Annotated in this window: 15 protein-coding genes; 5 read left to right on the top strand and 10 right to left on the bottom strand. The window is 74.1% G+C overall.

All coding sequences use genetic code 11. The features are described 5' to 3' along the window. Positions 1–51: 51 nt before the first annotated feature. Positions 52–1,257 carry a TMEM165/GDT1 family protein gene (locus tag HOP40_RS01340; protein ID WP_172154019.1) on the top strand — a complete coding sequence of 402 codons (1,206 nt, stop codon included), beginning with the start codon at positions 52–54 and terminating at the stop codon, positions 1,255–1,257. Positions 1,258–1,261: 4 nt separating this feature from the next. On the opposite strand, the gene HOP40_RS01335 is transcribed toward HOP40_RS01340, so the two are convergent. Together HOP40_RS01335 and sfnG are read right to left on the bottom strand one after the other, a co-directional pair. Beyond that, positions 1,262–2,491, bottom strand: coding sequence for an acyl-CoA dehydrogenase family protein (locus tag HOP40_RS01335; protein WP_172154018.1), 1,230 nt, complete (start codon positions 2,489–2,491; stop codon positions 1,262–1,264). A gap of 272 nt (positions 2,492–2,763) precedes the next feature. Further along, complete coding sequence (gene sfnG / locus HOP40_RS01330) at positions 2,764–3,894, bottom strand: dimethylsulfone monooxygenase SfnG (RefSeq protein WP_172154017.1); 1,131 nt, start codon at positions 3,892–3,894, stop codon at positions 2,764–2,766. Between the two features lie 212 nt (positions 3,895–4,106). Here sfnG and HOP40_RS01325 point away from each other — a divergent pair, with 212 nt between their 5' ends. Beyond that, positions 4,107–4,907 carry a DUF1684 domain-containing protein gene (locus tag HOP40_RS01325; RefSeq protein ID WP_172154016.1) on the top strand — a complete coding sequence of 267 codons (801 nt, stop codon included), beginning with the start codon at positions 4,107–4,109 and terminating at the stop codon, positions 4,905–4,907. Between the two features lie 15 nt (positions 4,908–4,922). Here the strand turns inward: HOP40_RS01325 and HOP40_RS01320 are convergent, their stop codons facing one another. Continuing rightward, positions 4,923–5,390 carry a hypothetical protein gene (locus HOP40_RS01320; RefSeq protein WP_172154015.1) on the bottom strand — a complete coding sequence of 156 codons (468 nt, stop codon included), beginning with the start codon at positions 5,388–5,390 and terminating at the stop codon, positions 4,923–4,925. Continuing rightward, the gene (locus HOP40_RS01315) at positions 5,387–6,286 is read right to left on the bottom strand and encodes a ParA family protein (protein WP_172154014.1); all 900 of its coding nucleotides are present in this window, start codon (positions 6,284–6,286) and stop codon (positions 5,387–5,389) included. Before HOP40_RS01315 ends, HOP40_RS01320 begins: the two co-directional genes overlap by 4 nt. Before the next feature lie 347 nt (positions 6,287–6,633). Here HOP40_RS01315 and HOP40_RS01310 point away from each other — a divergent pair, with 347 nt between their 5' ends. Beyond that, entirely contained in the window at positions 6,634–7,419 is a 786-nt protein-coding gene (locus HOP40_RS01310) for a TIGR03084 family metal-binding protein (RefSeq protein WP_172154013.1), read from the top strand. Between the two features lie 69 nt (positions 7,420–7,488). On the opposite strand, the gene HOP40_RS01305 is transcribed toward HOP40_RS01310, so the two are convergent. From HOP40_RS01305 to HOP40_RS01295, 3 genes are read right to left on the bottom strand one after another with little or no spacing between them, the layout of a single operon-like run. Beyond that, positions 7,489–9,003 (bottom strand): tripartite tricarboxylate transporter permease, encoded by a 1,515-nt coding sequence (locus tag HOP40_RS01305; protein WP_205347046.1) that lies wholly within the window; start codon positions 9,001–9,003, stop codon positions 7,489–7,491. A gap of 37 nt (positions 9,004–9,040) precedes the next feature. After that, positions 9,041–9,550: a tripartite tricarboxylate transporter TctB family protein gene (locus HOP40_RS01300; RefSeq protein WP_172154012.1), complete on the bottom strand. Its 510-nt coding sequence runs from the start codon at positions 9,548–9,550 to the stop codon at positions 9,041–9,043. After that, on the bottom strand, positions 9,547–10,536 hold the full coding sequence (locus HOP40_RS01295; RefSeq protein ID WP_172154011.1) for a Bug family tripartite tricarboxylate transporter substrate binding protein: 990 nt from the start codon (positions 10,534–10,536) through the stop codon (positions 9,547–9,549). Before HOP40_RS01295 ends, HOP40_RS01300 begins: the two co-directional genes overlap by 4 nt. Positions 10,537–10,679: 143 nt before the next feature. Between HOP40_RS01295 and HOP40_RS01290 the strand changes: the two genes are divergently transcribed. Continuing rightward, positions 10,680–12,269: a sensor histidine kinase gene (locus tag HOP40_RS01290; protein WP_172154010.1), complete on the top strand. Its 1,590-nt coding sequence runs from the start codon at positions 10,680–10,682 to the stop codon at positions 12,267–12,269. Further along, complete coding sequence (locus tag HOP40_RS01285) at positions 12,266–12,952, top strand: response regulator (protein ID WP_172154009.1); 687 nt, start codon at positions 12,266–12,268, stop codon at positions 12,950–12,952. Before HOP40_RS01290 ends, HOP40_RS01285 begins: the two co-directional genes overlap by 4 nt. Positions 12,953–12,971: 19 nt before the next feature. On the opposite strand, the gene HOP40_RS01280 is transcribed toward HOP40_RS01285, so the two are convergent. From HOP40_RS01280 to HOP40_RS01270, 3 genes are all read right to left on the bottom strand, one after another. After that, entirely contained in the window at positions 12,972–13,838 is an 867-nt protein-coding gene (locus HOP40_RS01280) for an alpha/beta fold hydrolase (protein WP_172154008.1), read from the bottom strand. 66 nt (positions 13,839–13,904) lie between these two features. Next, complete coding sequence (mihF, locus tag HOP40_RS01275) at positions 13,905–14,216, bottom strand: integration host factor, actinobacterial type (RefSeq protein WP_172154007.1); 312 nt, start codon at positions 14,214–14,216, stop codon at positions 13,905–13,907. A 173-nt stretch (positions 14,217–14,389) separates the two neighbouring features. Then, positions 14,390–15,754: a cation:dicarboxylate symporter family transporter gene (locus tag HOP40_RS01270; protein WP_240157454.1), complete on the bottom strand. Its 1,365-nt coding sequence runs from the start codon at positions 15,752–15,754 to the stop codon at positions 14,390–14,392. Positions 15,755–15,825 lie beyond the last annotated feature (71 nt).

Below are 15,825 nucleotides of genomic sequence, written 5' to 3'. Positions count from 1 at the left end.
TCGGAGTGGACCCCACCCCGATCCGGTCCGAGATCGAGGACGTGGCTCCCCATGAGCGGATTCCTGCTGGCGTGCGGCGTCAGCGCGCTGGTCGTGTTCGTCGCCGAGCTCGGCGACAAGTCGCAGCTGATGGCCCTGGCCTTCGCCACCCGCTACCGCGCGCTCCCGGTGCTGGTCGGCATCACGGTCGCCACCTCGGTTGTGCACCTGCTCTCCGTCGCCGTGGGGCACGGGCTCGGCGCGGCCCTGCCCACCGGCTGGATCTCGCTGACCGCGGCCGTCATGTTCCTCGGGTTCGGGTTGTGGACGCTGCGCGGCGACTCGCTGAATGAGTCGGAGCAGGCGAAGGCCGCGCGCGTCGCGGGATCGGCGCTGCTCGCCGTCACCGTCGCGTTCTTCCTCGCCGAGCTGGGCGACAAGACGATGCTCGCCACCATCACCCTGGCCACGCAGCACGGCTGGGCCGGGGTGTGGGTGGGCTCGACCGTGGGCATGGTCGCGGCCGACGCGCTCGCGATCGTCGTGGGGCGCCGGCTCGGCAGGCGGCTGCCCGAGAAGGCGGTCCGGGTCGGGGCGGCGGCGCTGTTCTTCCTCGGCGGGGCGTGGCTCGCCGTCGGGGCGTCGGGCGACCTGCCCGGCTTCGACCACCACGTCGCCGGCTGGGTCGCGCTGGTGCTCGGCGTCGCCGCGGTGGCGCTCGGCGTGCTGGGCCGCGGCCCGCGCCCGGCCGGCCGCGCGGGCCGGACGGCGGCCGCGTGGTGGGCCCGGAGCCTGTTCGCGCTGGCCGCCGTGCTGGGCCTGGCCGCACCGCTGCTCGTCGGGATCGACGTCATCGACCCCATCGCGCTGTTCGACGACCCGGGCGTCGCCGTGATCGGGGCCGGGCTGTCGCTGCTGGGCACGGTGCTCGTCCTGGCCGCGCGGAGCCAGGTCGCCGCGGTGCGGCGCTCCGGCCCCGCGCTGGCGACGGACGGGCTGCACGAGCGCGTCCGCCACCCCGGGCTGACGGGCGGCGTGCTCGCGCTGGCCGGCACGCTCGTGATGGTGCCGACGCTGGTCGGGGTGCTCGCGACGGTCGTGCTCGTCGTCGCCGTGCAGGTGCAGGTCCGCGGCGTGCGGGAGCCGGCGCTGGCGCGCGTCCACGGCGAGGCCTACACCGCGTACGCCGCCCGCACCGGGCGCTTCCTGCCCCGCGTGCGGACCACGGAGCCGGCCACCCCACCCGGGCTGCCCGGCGGGCACGCCCGGGTGGGGTGAGCGGTCAGGAGTACCAGGTGGGCTCGGGCAGCTCGTCGCGGAGCAGGAACGCCCCCACCTCGCGGCGCTTGTAGGCCACCGGGTCGTGCAGGGTGTGGGTGCGGACGTTGCGCCAGAACCGGTCGAAGCCCAGCTCCGCCGCCGTGGCCCGCGCGCCCAGCCCCTCGAACACGGTGCTGGTGACCTCCAGCGCGACCTCGGTGGCCCGCGCCTTCACCGCGGCGACGCGCACCTCGTGCTCGCCGCGCTGCTGCGGGGTGACCTCCCACGCGTCGTGGTGGATCACCAGGCCCTCCTGCGCCACCTGGTCGGCCAGCGCCTCGACCGCCCAGAGCTTCGACGCGAGGTCGCCGTAGAGGTCGAGCTGGTAGGGCTCGTCGACGGCGCGCTCCTGGCCGCCGTGCAGCCACGGGCGGGTGCGGGTGCGGGTGTACTCGGCCGCGGTCTCCAGCGCGCCGCGGGCGATGCCCAGGTAGAAGCTGACGAACACGAGCTGGATCGTCGGCACGTTCAGGGTGTTGTAGACGCGCGGCTGGAACGCCTTGTCGACGAAGCCCGCCGCCGCCTCCCACGGCACCGCGACGTCGGTGATCGTCACGCTGCCGCTCTCGGTGAGGCGCTGCCCGATGTTGTCCCAGTCGTCGTGGAACACGATGCCGGGCTGGTCGCTCGGGACGATCGCGAAGACGTGGGTGTCGGTGCCCTCGAGCACGCCCTCCAGCACGGTGACGTCGGAGACCTTGCTGCCGGTGGAGAACGTCTTGCCGCCGTTGTAGACGATCCGGTCGCCCTCGTCGCGGATGACGACGTCGGAGTCGCGGGGGTTGACCGCGCCGCCGAAGAACCACCGGTTGCGGGTGGCGTCGGCCTCGACGGCGGCGATCTGCTCGCGCGTGCCGACCAGGCGGGCCGCCCAGAACCACAGGTAGTGGTAGCCCAGGAGCTGGCCGATGGAGCCGTCGGCGGCGGCGATCTCCCGCACGACCCGGTAGGCGAGCGGCCACTCCTGGCCCCCGCCGCCCTCGGCGACCGGGCCCAGCAGGGTGACGAGACCGGAGTCCTTGAGCAGGGCGACCTCGGCGTAGGGGGTCTCGCCGGCGCGGTCGCGGGCGGCGGCGTCGACGGCCAGGAGCGCGCGCACCTCGCGGGCGCGGGCCAGCCAGGCGTCGGGGGAGTCGGGCGCGGGCCGGTCGGCCCAGGCGGTGGTGGCGGGACGGTTCTCGAGCGTGGTCATGGTGGTGCCTCTCGCTGGTCTCGGGCACGACGGACCCGGCCGGCCACGACGAGCGCGTGGCGGCCTGGACGTCGTGCGGGCTGCGGCCGGGGACGGCCGCGCAGCTCACGCCGGGGGCGGCGGGCTGGGGAGCGGGGTCACCGACAGGCGGTGGAGACCGAGCGGAGGAGGTCGACGTGGCGTCGACGGGTGAGCGGCTTCGGGTACACGGGGGCCCTCCGGGCTCGTGAGTGGAAACGAGTGCCAGGGCACTCGTTTCCACTCACGGGGGGTCAGCTGCCGACGAGCGCGGGCGTCCGGTCGGCGAGCTCGGCCTCCTTCTCCCGGATGATCGGCAGGACGTGCGTGCCGAAGTGCTCGACCTCCTCCTGGAAGTGGAGGTAGCCCAGCAGCAGGAGGTTCGCCCCGCGGCGCTTGTACTCGATCGCGCGGTCGGCGATCTGCTCCGGCGTGCCGATGAGCTGGGTGCGGAAGCCGTCGTTGTACTGGACGAGGTCCTCGAACGAGGAGTCCGCCCACATGCCCTGCTTGTTCCCCGTGGACGCCCCGGCCTGCTGCACGGCGTCGCGGAAGCCCTCGACGGCCGGCTTGTTGGCCTTCGCGATGATCTCGCGCAGCGTCTCGCGGGCCTCCTTCTCGGTGTCCCGGGCGATCATGAAGCCGTTGAGGCCGAACTTCGGCGGCGTGGTGCGGCCGGCGTCGGCGGCGTGCCCGAGGACCTCGGTGACCTGCTCGGAGAAGCCCTCGTAGTCCTTGCCGTTGCTGAAGTACCAGTCCGAGACGCGGCCGCCGTTGCGGCGGGCCGCCGAGGAGTTGCCGCCCTGGAAGATCTCCGGGTGCGCCCGGCCGGGGACGTCGAGCGGCTTGGGCTTGAGGTCGAAGTCGTGGATCCGGTAGAAGTCGCCGCGGAACTCGGCGGAGTCGCTGGTCCAGATCTCGCGCAGGACGCGGATGAACTCCTCGGTGCGGCGGTAGCGCTCGTCGTGCTCGAGCCACGGCTCGCCCAGCGCGGTGAACTCGGCCTTGAGCCAGCCGCTCACGACGTTGACGGCGATGCGCCCCTTCGACAGGTGGTCGGCGGTGGCGACCCACTTCGACAGCACGCCGGGCTGCCACAGACCGGGGTGCACAGCGGCGATGACCTTGAGCCGCTCGGTGGCCAGCAGCAGCGCCAGCGAGAAGCTGGTCGACTCGTGCTGGTGGTCGGCCCCGTAGCTCGCCATGTAGCGGACCTGCGAGAGCGCGTACTCGAAGCCGCTGTTCTCGGCCGTCTGCGCGAGCTTCCGGTTGTAGTCGTAGCCCCAGTCGGTGCGCTGCTCGATCGTGCTGGTGACGAGGCCACCGCTGACGTTGGGGACCCAGTAGGCGAACTTCAGGGGTTCTGCGGGCACGGCGGAGGGCATGGGAGTGCCTTTCGAGGCAGGGGAGAAAGAAGAGAGAGAGGGGGGCCGCGGGCTGGAGTCAGCGACAGGCGGCGGACGCGACGCGCAGCAGGTCGACGTGGCGTCGACAGCAGAGGGCGCGCGTGATCACGGACCTACCGTGCAGGGCACCGCTCGGCGCTGTCAACCCCGCGGGCGGGAATGGGGCCCACACGACAGGGTGTTCCACCGGTATGACCGCGACGCTCGACCTGCACTCCGCGTGGGACGCCTGGCACTCCGACCGCGAGGAGCAGCTGCGCGCCCCGCACGGCTGGCTCAGCCTCACCGCGCTGCACTGGCTCACCCCCGAGCCGTCGACCGTCGAGGACCTGCCCGGCCTGTGGAGCGCCACGCCCGACGGCGTCGTCGTCACCGCGGCGGCGGCCGACGGGCTGTTCGTCCGCGGCGTCCGCGGCCCGCTTCCCGTCGACGGCACCGCGGTGCTGCACCCGGTGAACGGCCTGCCGGGCTCGCTCGTGGAGGTCGGCGACAAGGTCGTCGAGATCGCCCGCCGCACCGACGCGCACGTGCTGCGCGTCCGCGACCCGCAGGCCCCGACCCGCGCCGCGTTCACCGGGGTGCCGGCGTTCGACGTCGACCCCGCGTGGGTCGTCGACGGCGTGTTCGAGCCCTACGACGAGCCGCGTCCGATCACCGTCGACGCGGTCGTCGACGGGCTGCAGCACCACCTCACGGCCGTCGGCGTCGTCCGGTTCGTCCTCGACGGGGCCGAGCAGGCGCTCGTGGCGATGCCGGGGAAGCAGGGCGGGCTGTCGCTGCACTTCCGCGACGCCACCTTGGGCGTCACGACCTACCCGGGCGGGCGCTCGGTGCAGGTGCCCGACCCGGTCGACGGGCGCGTCACGATCGACTTCAACCGGCTCGTGAACCTGCCCTGCGCGTTCACCGACTTCGCGACCTGCCCCCTGCCGCCCGCCGGCAACACCGTGTCGGCGGCGGTGACGGCAGGGGAGAAGTCGCCCCTGCGTTGATCGGGAGGGGCCGAGCTAGAGCCAGGCCCCGCCGGACAGCGCGGCCGAGCGGGCGCGGAAGCCCACCGTGCCCTCGACGATGGCGTGCACGAGCTCGGCCCGGTTGCGGCCGGTGCTCGGCACCGTCGGGCCCAGCGCGCGGGCCAGCTCGCGCAGCACCGGCACCGTGAAGCGCCGGTCGGCGAGGTGGTCGGTGATGTCGGTCCGCGTGCGCATCTCCCGGATCGCCTCGACGTCGGCGCTCAGGTCGACGACGGGCGCCGCGGGCCGGCGCGACCGCGTCGGCGGCGCGCACGGCGCGTACACCAGGCGGCCGCGGCCCTCGGCGAGGTCGCGCAGCTGCTCGGGCGAGAGCTCGTTGAGCACGCGGGCGAGCGCGGCCGCGGGCAGCACGGGGTGGTCGACGACCAGGGTGTCGACGACCACGGGCTCGGTCCGGAAGGACCCCGCCGGGAAGGTCTCCGCCGTGAGCAGCTCGGTCACGCCGCCATCCCCTCGGTGCCGTCGATCTGGGCGGAGACCTCGGAGACCAGGTCGCGCAGCTCGCGGGTGAGCGCGCGGCCGGTGCCGCCGAGGATGACCGGCACGCCGTACTCGGGCGCCGGGCCGTACACGGCCTTGCTGTCGCGGATCGTCGTCGAGAGCGGCGCGACGCCGCCCGCCTCGATCCGGCTCATCACCGCGCGCTGCGCCTCGATCGGCTGGTCGTCGTGCAGCTGCACCATCGTGAACACGACCGACGCCGGCGGGCGGGTGATCTGCTCCAGCGAGCGCGCGTTGTACTCGTCGACGAACTCGCGGATCTTGAGCCCGAGCGAGTCGATGCCGTTCGTCGACAGGTAGTCGGGCTTGGTCGGGATGAGCAGCAGGTCGCTCGCGGCCACCGCGTTGCGGGCGATGAGCCCGAAGTTGGGAGCGCAGTCGATCAGCGCGACGTCGTACTCCGCGAACGCCGGGTGCTCCAGACCGGCGCGCAGCCGGCTGTGCAGGTCGACGAACCGCTCCGGCGCCGACATGAGCTGCGCGGCGAGGATCGTGTCCATGTCGGACAGGTCCCGGTGCGCGGCGATCAGGTCGAGGCGGCCCGGCGAGCGCGACAGCTTCTCGCGCACGCGCCGCGGCGTGGCCACGAGGCCGCCGGGGCTCTCCAGCGCGGTGCCGTCGTCGAGGCCGTCGAACCAGTGCTTGATGGTCCGCTCGGGCAGCAGCTGCTCGGCCCACTCCGGTGGCGTGAAGAACGAGACCGTCAGGCTGGCCTGCGAGTCCAGGTCCAGTAGCAGGACCCTCCGGCCTCGCGCGGCGAGACCGGCCCCGAGGTTGGCGGTGAGCGTCGTCTTGCCCACGCCGCCCTTGTGATTGATGATCGAGACGACCTGCACGGCTCTCCTCCCACAGTGACGCGGCGCAACCATGCCATACGCCCTGTGCACGCCCACTCGAGGGTTCGCCGGTCCTACACCACTCCTCCGGGGGGTGTGTCGCAACCGTTGACGGCGCTGCGTCCGGCCGCGATACCCGTGGTGGGGGCAGGTGTCCCGGCCGGGTGGCCCATCGGTGGTGCCGCCGTTCGGCGGGTCACCGACGGTGTGCGGCGCCACGTCCGGGCACGGCCGGCCTCGATCGGGTGCTGTGGCGCGCGGTGACCGGTACAGCCTGTGCGACGAACGTTGCGGTGGGTGGTCGTCGGCGGCCCCCGGGAGGGGTGCGGGCTCCTAGAGTCCGTGTCATGGCACCCGACATGCACCGACTGGCCGACGATCTCGCGGCGGAGTCCGCCGTCCTGCGGGCCCTGCTGGCCGACCTCGACGACGCCGGCTGGGACGCCCCGACGCCCGCCGCGGGCTGGGCCGTGCGCGACCAGGTGAGCCACCTCGCCCACTTCGACGACGTGGCGGTGCAGTCGGCGACCGACCCCGACGCGTTCCGGGCGGCGCTGGCCGCGCTCGCGGACGCCGGCGTCGACCCGGACGCCATCGCGGAGCGGTACCGCGACCTACCGCCCGCGGAGCTGCTCGCGTGGTTCGACGAGGCGCGGGCCCGGCTCGTCGCCGTCTTCCGCGACCTCGACCCGGGCCTGCGGGTGCCGTGGTTCGGCCCGGCGATGAGCGCCGCCTCCTCGCTCACCGCGCGGATCATGGAGACCTGGGCGCACGGGCAGGACGTCGCCGACACCGTGGGCGTCACGCGTGAGCCGACCGACCGCCTGCGCCACGTCGCGCACATCGGGGTGCGGGCGATGCCGTTCAGCTACGCGGTGCGCGAGCGGCCCGCGCCCGAGGTGCCGGTGCGGGTCGAGCTCGCCGCGCCGTCGGGGGGCACGTGGACGTGGGGGCCCGAGGACGCGGCCGACCGCGTCACCGGCCCGGCCCTGGACTTCTGCCTGCTGGTCACCCAGCGCCGCCACCGCGACGACACGGCGCTGGAGGTGACGGGGCCGGTGGCGACGGAGTGGCTGTCGTTCGCCCAGGCGTTCGCCGGTGCGCCCGGTCCGGGGCGGGCCCCCCTCGCCTGAGTTGCAGGAAAGCCACGTTCCCGCCACCGGATGGCGGGAACGTGGCGTTCCTGAACGTGGTCCGAGGGGTCAGACCGACGCGCTCTCCTTCTCCGGCGCGTTCCGCCGGCCCACGACCTTCCGCACCACCGGGAACAGCAGCAGGGCGGCGATCACCATGTACACGATGATCGACAGCGGCGTGGAGACCAGCGTCGACCAGTCGCCGTCGGAGATCTGCAGGGCCCGGCGCAGCTGCAGCTCCGCGTCCGGGCCGAGGATGACGCCGATGATCGCGGGCAGCACCGGCAGGCCGTAGCGGCGCATGAGGAACCCGATGCCGCCGATCACCAGCAGCACGATCAGGTCGACGGGCTGGCCGCTCACCGCGTACGCCCCGACGCAGGCGAAGAACAGGATGCCGGCGTAGAGGTAGGGCCGCGGGATCTGCAGCAGCTTCGCCCACACCGGGGCCAGCGGCAGGTTGAGCACCAGCAGCAGCACCAGCCCGATGAACAGGCTCGCGATGAGCGTCCACACCAGGTCGGGCTCGTTGACGAACAGCAGCGGGCCCGGCTGGATGCCGAACTGCTGGAACGCCGCCAGCATGACGGCCGCGATCGCGGTGGTCGGCAGGCCGAGCGTCAGCATCGTCGACAGCGTCCCCGCCGACGAGGCCGAGGCCGCAGCCTCCGGACCGGCGACGCCCTCGATCGCGCCCTTGCCGAACAGCTCGGGGCGCTTGGAGAGCTTCCGCTCGGTCACGTACGACATGAACGTCGACATCTCGGCGCCACCGGCCGGGATCGAGCCGAACGTGAACCCGATGAACGGGCCGCGCAGCCACGGCTTCCACGTGTGCTTGAGGTCCTCGCGGGAGAGCCACGGGCGCCCGACCGGGATGACCTGGTCCTGGGTGCGGCGCAGGTGCGCCGCCACCCACAGCGCCTCGCCGACGGCGAACAGCCCGACCGCGACGATGATGACGTCGATGCCGTCGGCGAGCTGCGGCACGCCGAACGTGAGCCGGGGCTGCCCGGAGATCGGGTCGAGGCCGACCAGGCCGATCGTCAGGCCGATGGCCAGCGCGGCGAACCCGCGGATCCGCGAGGTGCCCAGCACCGCGGTGACGGCGACGAACGCCAGCACCATGATCGCGAAGTAGTCGGGCGCGCCGATGTCGACGGCCACCGAGGCGACGAGCGGTGCGAGCAGCACGATGCCGATCGCCCCGACGATCCCGCCGACGAAGTGCCCGATCGCGGCCGCGGCGAGCGCCTGCGCCCCGCGCCCCTGCCGGGCCATCGGGTTGCCCTCGATCGCCGCGACGACCGACGCGGACTCGCCGGGGGTGTTGAGCAGGATCGAGGTCGTCGAGCCGCCGAACATGGCGCCGAAGTAGATGCCGGCGAACAGGATGAACGCGCCGGTCGGGTCGAAGGCGTAGGTGACGGGCAGCAGCAGCGCCACCGCCATGGCCGGGCCGATGCCCGGGAGCACGCCGATCGCGGTGCCCAGCAGGACCCCGACCGCGGCGAAGAGCAGGTTGCCCGGCGTCAGGGCGGCGGCGAAGCCGCCCATCAGCGAGTTGAGCGAGTCGATCATGATTCCGCCTCCGCGGGAAGAAGTGCGTCGCCGGTCATCAGCCGAACACCCCCATCAGCGGCCCGCCGGGGAGGTCGACGCCGAGCAGGGCGTCGAACAGGATCCACGTGACGAGCGAGACCCCCGCCGCGATCAGCGGATCGCGGGGGACCGAGCGCGAGCCGAGCGCGTAGGTCGCGCCCCAGAACAGCCCGGCGCCGGCCAGCGGCCAGCCCAGGAGCGGGATGAGCGCGGCGGTCGCGACGAGGACGCCCGCCAGCAGCAGCACCGTGCGCTTGTCGGCGGGCACCGTCAGGTCGATGTCCTCGCCGCTCTCCGCCTCGCCGTGCCCGCCGGACAGGACGTCGCGGGCGAGCAGCACGGCCAGCACCACGAGCAGCGTGCCGACCAGCAGCGGCACGGCGTGCGGGCCGAGCGGGTCGGAGCTCGCGGCGGCGTCGGAGCCCAGCAGGCTGTCGACGACGACGACCAGCCCGACCAGGCCGAGCAGCACCGAGACGCCGAGCTCGGAGTGCTCCCGGAGCCAGTCCCTCGTGATCGTGGTCATGTCACCAGCCCCAGTTCCCGCAGCACGCCGGCCACGCGGTCGTTCTCCGACGCGAGGAACGCGCCGAAGTCGTCGCCGACCAGGAACGCGTCGTCCCAGCCGTTGGTCTCGAGCGCCTCGGTCCACTCCGGCGTCCCGTGCAGGGACGTGAAGGCCTCGACCAGCTCGGCCCGTGCGGCGTCGTCCAGCCCCGGAGGCGCGACGATCCCGCGCCAGTTGGTGAACTCGACGTCGACGCCGGACTCGGTCAGCGTCGGCGCGTCGAGCCCGGGGGCGCGCTCGGCCGAGGTCACGGCCAGCACCCGCAGCTCGCCCGCCTCCACCTGCTCGGCGAACTCGCCGAGCCCGGACACCCCGAACGCCACCTTGTCGCCCAGCACCGCGGCCAGCAGCTCGCCGCCGCCGTCGTAGGAGACGTAGTTGACCGCGCTCGGCTCCAGGCCCACGGCCTGCGCCATGAGCATCGGCGCGAGGTGGTCGGGGCCGCCCGGCGAGGAACCGCCGCCGACGGGCACCGCGCCCGGGTCGGCCGTCCACGCCGCGAGCAGCTGCTCGATCGAGGTGTAGGGCGAGTCCTTGCCGACGACGACGATCTCGCTCTCCTGCGTCAGCCGCGCGATGGGGGTGACGTCGGCCAGCGTCGAGGGCGAGGAGTTGGTGAACACCGCACCGACGACGCCCAGGCCCATCGACATGACCAGCCGGTCGTTGCCGCTCTCGTTGACGGTGCGCCCGAGGCCGACGGTGCCGCCCGCGCCGGGGAGGTTGAAGACCTCCACCGCGCCGGACGTCCCGGAGTCCTCCATCGCGCGGGCCGCCGTGCGGGCGGTGATGTCGTAGCCGCCGCCGGGCGAGTTCGGGACGAGCACCCGCAGCCCGCGCAGCTGGGTGCCGTCACCGCCGCCCGCGGCCGAGCCGATCAGTGGTGGCACCAGCAGCACCGCGGCGATCGCCGCGAGCACTCCCAGCACGGTCCGGGGACGCATGGCCGTTCCTCTCCGTTGAGGGATCGTTCGAGGTGTCGGTTCGTGGTGCGCGTCATCGTGCGGGGCGTCCCCGGCCCGTGTCTCGCTTCCTCGCGCAACGGTCGTTGTGGTCGTTTCGGTCACGCGCGTGCCAGGCTGCGGGCATGCCCGGACGAGCCGCTCCGCGGCGCACGCTCGCGAGGCAGTTCCTGGGCTGGCAGCTCGGGATCGTCGCGCTGCTGCTCGCCGCCGTCGCGGCGCTCGCGGTCGCGCAGTCCGACGCCGCGTTCCGGGAGGTCCAGGGGCGGCGGATGCTCTCGGTCGCCGAGGACGTCGCGGCCACGGCGGCGCTGCGCCAGAGCCTGCAGGTCGGCGAGTACGGGCCGCTGCCCGCCATCGCCACGACGGCGCGCGACCTCTCGGGCGCCGACGAGATCGCCGTCGTCGACGCCGGGCTGGTCGTGCGCACCGCCGCCGACCCCGCCGCCGTCGGCACCCCGTTCGCCCTCGGCGAGAGCACCGCGGGGCAGGGCCGGTCGTGGGTGGGCTACCCCGACGGCCGCACGGTCGTCGCGCAGGTCCCGGTGCTGGCCGACGACGGCGGGGTCGTCGGCATCGTCGAGGCGCGGGTGGCGGCGCCGCCGCTGCTCACCGGGCTCGCGGCGGCGCCCGGGCGGACCGCCGCGCTGCTCGGCGTCGCGCTGGTCGTCGGGGTGGTGGGGTCGCTGCTGCTCGCCCGGCGCGTGCGCCGCCAGACCCTGGGCCTGGAGCCCGCCGAGATCGTGGAGCTGGTGCAGCGGCGCGAGGCGATGCTGCTCGGCGTCAAGGAGGGGGTGGTGGGCATGGACGCCGGGCACCGCGTGACGCTGCTCAACGGGGCCGCGCGCGAGCTGCTGGACCTGCCGGCCGACACCGGGGACGCGATGCCCGAGCTCGACGCCCTCGACGACCGCCTGCGCGACGTCCTCACCGGCGCCAGCGCGGGGGAGGACCAGGTCGTGCTGCGCGGGGCGCGGGTGCTCGTGCTCAACCGGATGCCGGTCGTCGTCGACGGGGCGGAGGTCGGCGCCGTCGTCACACTGCGGGACCGCACCGAGCTCGCCACCCTGCAGGACCGCCTCGACGCTTCCCGGCACGTCACCGACACCCTGCGGGCGCAGACCCACGAGTTCGCCAACCGCCTGCACACCATCGCCGGGCTCACCGAGCTCGGCGAGCACGACGAGGTGCGGCGGTTCGTCGCGGGCGTGGTGGCCGAGTCCGACCACTGGCGCCGGGAGGTCACCGAGCGCGTCGGCGACGCGGCGGGCGCCGCGCTGCTCGTGGCGAAGGCCAGCCTCGCGACCGAGCGCGGGGTGGCGCTGCGGCTCGCGCCCGGCACCCGGCTCGCCCCCGCGCGGCGCGACCCGGCGTTCTCCGCCGACCTGGTGACGGTGCTGGGCAACCTCGTCGACAACGCGATCGACGCCGCCGGTACGGGCGGGGACGTCGAGGTCGGCCTGGCCGACGACCCCCACGACGGCGGTGTGCGCGTCACCGTCCGCGACTCCGGTCCGGGCGTCGCGTCCGAGCTCGCCGAGGAGGTCTTCCGGCACGGCTTCAGCACGAAGGCGGCCGAGGAACCGGGCGGCCGCGGGCTCGGGCTGGCGCTCGCCCGGCAGGCCTGCCTGCGCCGGGGTGGCACGATCGCGGTGCACAACGAGGACGGGGCGGTCTTCACGGCCGTGCTGCCGTCCGCCGGGGGGGTGGCGTGATGCGGGTGCTCGTCGTCGACGACGACTTCATGGTGGCCCGCGTGCACAGCGGCTACGTCGGGCGGATCCCGGGCTGCGAGGTCGTCGGCGTGGCCCACACCGGCGCCGACGCGCTGGCGCTGGCCCGCGAGCTGCGCCCGGACCTGGTGCTGCTCGACGTCTACCTGCCCGACGTCTCGGGGCTGGAGGTGCTGCGGCTGCTGCGCACCGGCGCCGCCGACGACCCGTTCGTCCTGGTGATCACCGCCGCCGACGACGCCGCGACCGTCACCGGCGCCCTGCACGGGGGCGCGGCCCACTACCTCGTGAAGCCCTTCGACGCCGCGGTGCTGGCCCAGCACGTCGAGCGCATCGGGCGGGTGCGCGGGCGGCTGGCGGGGCTGGCCGGGTCGAACCAGGGGCGGGCCGGGCAGGCCGACATCGACACGGTGTTCGGCGCGCGCCCCGGCGTCGCCGCGCGCCTGCCCAAGGGGCTCACGGCCACCACCGCACGGCTCGTGGAGGGCGTGCTGCGCGCCGCCGACGGCGACCTGTCGGCCTCGGAGTGCGCCGAGCGCACCGAGCTGTCGCGGGTGAGCGCGCGCCGCTACCTGGAGCACTTCGTCGCCACCGGCTCGGCGGTCGTCCGGCTCCGCTACGGCGGCACCGGGCGGCCCGAGCGGCGCTACCGCTGGGGCGCCTGAGCCCGGCGCCTCATGCGGGTCAGCCGCGCGAGTGCGCGCCGCTGGTCTGCGTCAGCACGGCGGCGGCCAGCGGCGCCACGACCGTCCGGTTGACCGCGTGCCCCATCCCGGGGATGCGGACCAGGCGCCCGCGCCCGAGCGAGCGCGCCAGGTGCCCGGAGTGCGGCGGCGGGTTGACCGGGTCCTCCGGCGCCTCGACGACGAGCGTCGGCACCTCGACGGCGGCGAGCTCGGCCCCGCGCTCGAGCCCGTCCTGGGAGGCGCGGGCGTGCGCGGCGGTGGTGTCGTGGCGTCCGGCGTGCTCGATCGCCCGGCGCTCCAGCGCGCGGAACCAGTCGGCGTCGAACGGGGTGCCGGTGCCGTTGAGCAGGCGCCAGTGCGCGACCCGCCAGTCGAGCTCGGCCTCGAGGTCGCGGGGGTCGGCCATCTGCTCCCACAGGGCGAGCAGGGCGGGCGAGGGCGCGGGCAGGTCGGGCGAGCCGTACCCGCCCAGCGCGGCCGTGCAGAACAGCGTGGCGGTGGCGACGCGCTCGGGGGCGTCGAGCAGCAGGAGCTGGCCCAGCACCCCGCCCAGCGACATCCCGACGACGTGCGCGCGCGGGACGTCGAACGCGTCGAGGACGGCCACGGCGTCGCGGGCCAGCTCGGCGATCGCGTACGGGTGCTCGTCGAACGCCCACGTGGAGCGGCCGGTGTCGCGGTGGTCGTAGCGGATCACGCGGTGGCGCTCGGCCAGGCGCGCGACGAGCTCGTCGGGCCACAGCAGTCCCGACGCGTTGGCCCCCATCACGAGCAGGACCGGATCGGGCTCCGGCGCGTCGGTGGCGGCGGGCAGGTCCTGCGCCCACAGCCGGATCCCGGGTGCGACGTCGACGGTGGTCTCCACGCCGCCAGACTGCCACCCGGGAGGTGCCCGCCCGGCCCCGGTGTCCGGGACCGGGCGGTGGCCCGCCTACTTGAGGGCGTCGAGCAGCGCCTGGCGCTGGCGGTCGCCGAGGCCGGCGGCGCGGCGCGAGGCGTCGATGCCGGTCTGCTCCAGCAGGGCGGAGACCTTGGCCGGGCCGTAGCCGGGCAGGCTCTTCAGCAGGTCGGCGACCTTGGTCTTGCCGACGATGGTGTCGGACTTCGCGCGGTCGAGCACCGCGGGGATCGTCTCGTCGCCGCGGGCGATCGCGTCGCGCAGCTCCTTGCGGGCGGTGCGGGCGGCGGCGGCCTTCTTCAGGGCGTCGGCGCGCTGCTCGGGGGTGAGCGTGGGCAGTGCCATCTCGGCTGTCTCCTCTCCGTGCGCCGACCCCGGACGGTGTCGGCGCAGGTCATCTTCGCGTCCCAGCCTGACAGAACGGCACGGGACGGTGCGGGCGGCCCCCCTGGTCGGGACGCTGCCCGCGCGGACGGCGCCCCCGCGGAGGGGGCGCCGTCCGGGTCGGGCGGGGTGCGTCAGGTCCGCGACGCGGTCGGCGACTTCTCCAGCGACGGCGCCGGCTCCTCGCCGGGGGCGCCGTGGTCGTCGTCGACCATCGTGGTCTCGTCGAAGGGGTCCTGACCGGTGAAGACGCGGTCGGCCTGGCGCCGGTCGAACTCGCCGACCCAGTTGCCGATCAGCACCGTGGCGACGGCGTTGCCGGCGAAGTTGGTGACGGCGCGGGCCTCGGACATGAAGCGGTCGATGCCGACGATGAGGCCGACGCCGTCGACCAGGTCGGGGCGGTGGCTCTGCAGGCCGGCGGCCAGCGTCGCGAGCCCGGCACCGGTGACGCCCGCGGCGCCCTTCGAGGCGATGATCATGAACAGCAGCAGCGAGATCTGCTCGCCCAGCGCCAGCGGCGAGCCCTGCGCGGTGGCGATGAACAGCGACGCCATCGTCAGGTAGATCGCGGTGCCGTCGAGGTTGAACGAGTAGCCGGTGGGCACCGTGATGCCGACGACCGGGCGGGAGACGCCCAGGTGCTCCATCTTCGCGATCAGCCGCGGCAGCGCCGACTCCGACGACGAGGTGGAGACGATCAGCAGGAACTCGCGGCCGAGGTACTTGAAGAGCGTGAAGATGTTGATGCCGGCGCCCAGGCGCAGCACCAGCCCGAGGATGCCGAAGACGAACAGCGCGCAGGTCAGGTAGAAGCCGAGCATGATCTGCAGCAGCGCGCCGATCGCGGACCAGCCGGTCTCGCCGACGACGGCGGCGATCGCGCCGAACGCACCGATCGGGGCCAGCCAGAGGATCATGACGAGGACCTTGAAGACCAGCTTCTGGAAGTACCCGATGCCGCGCAGGATCGGCTCGCCCTTGGTCCCCAGCGCCTGCACCGCGAAGCCGACGAGCAGCGCGACGAACAGCGTCTGCAGGACGCTCGTGCCGACCAGGGGGCTGACGAGGGTGTCCGGGATGATGTCGAGCCCGCTCTCGCCCGAGCCCGAGGGCTCGTACGGCTCCTCGGGCAGCTGCAGGCCGGAGCCGGGCTGCACGATGTTGCCGACCACGAGGCCGATCGCGAGCGCCGCGGTCGACATCGTCAGGAAGTAGGCGAGCGCGATGGCGCCGACGCGGCCGACCTTCGCGGCCTGCTTCACCGCCCCGATGCCCAGCACGATGGTGCAGAAGATGATCGGCGAGATCATCATCTTGATCAGGTCGACGAACGCCGTACCGATCGGCTTGAGCGACTTGCCGAGGTCGGGTGCGACGATGCCCACCACGACACCGAGGATGACGGCGACGATGACGGCGATGTACAGGTAGTGCGTGCGGTCCCGCCTCTCGGCCGGTTGCGCGCCAGGACTGGTGTTCTCGGTGCTGGTGGACACGGGTTCCCCTTCGAATCCGACAGAACGGTGCGTTGCGCGTCCGGGACTCCGGACGGCACCCTTCGGCAACA

Source organism: Pseudonocardia broussonetiae (assembly GCF_013155125.1).
Lineage (GTDB): Bacteria > Actinomycetota > Actinomycetes > Mycobacteriales > Pseudonocardiaceae > Pseudonocardia > Pseudonocardia broussonetiae.
This window is presented reverse-complemented; position numbering and strand designations above follow the sequence as displayed.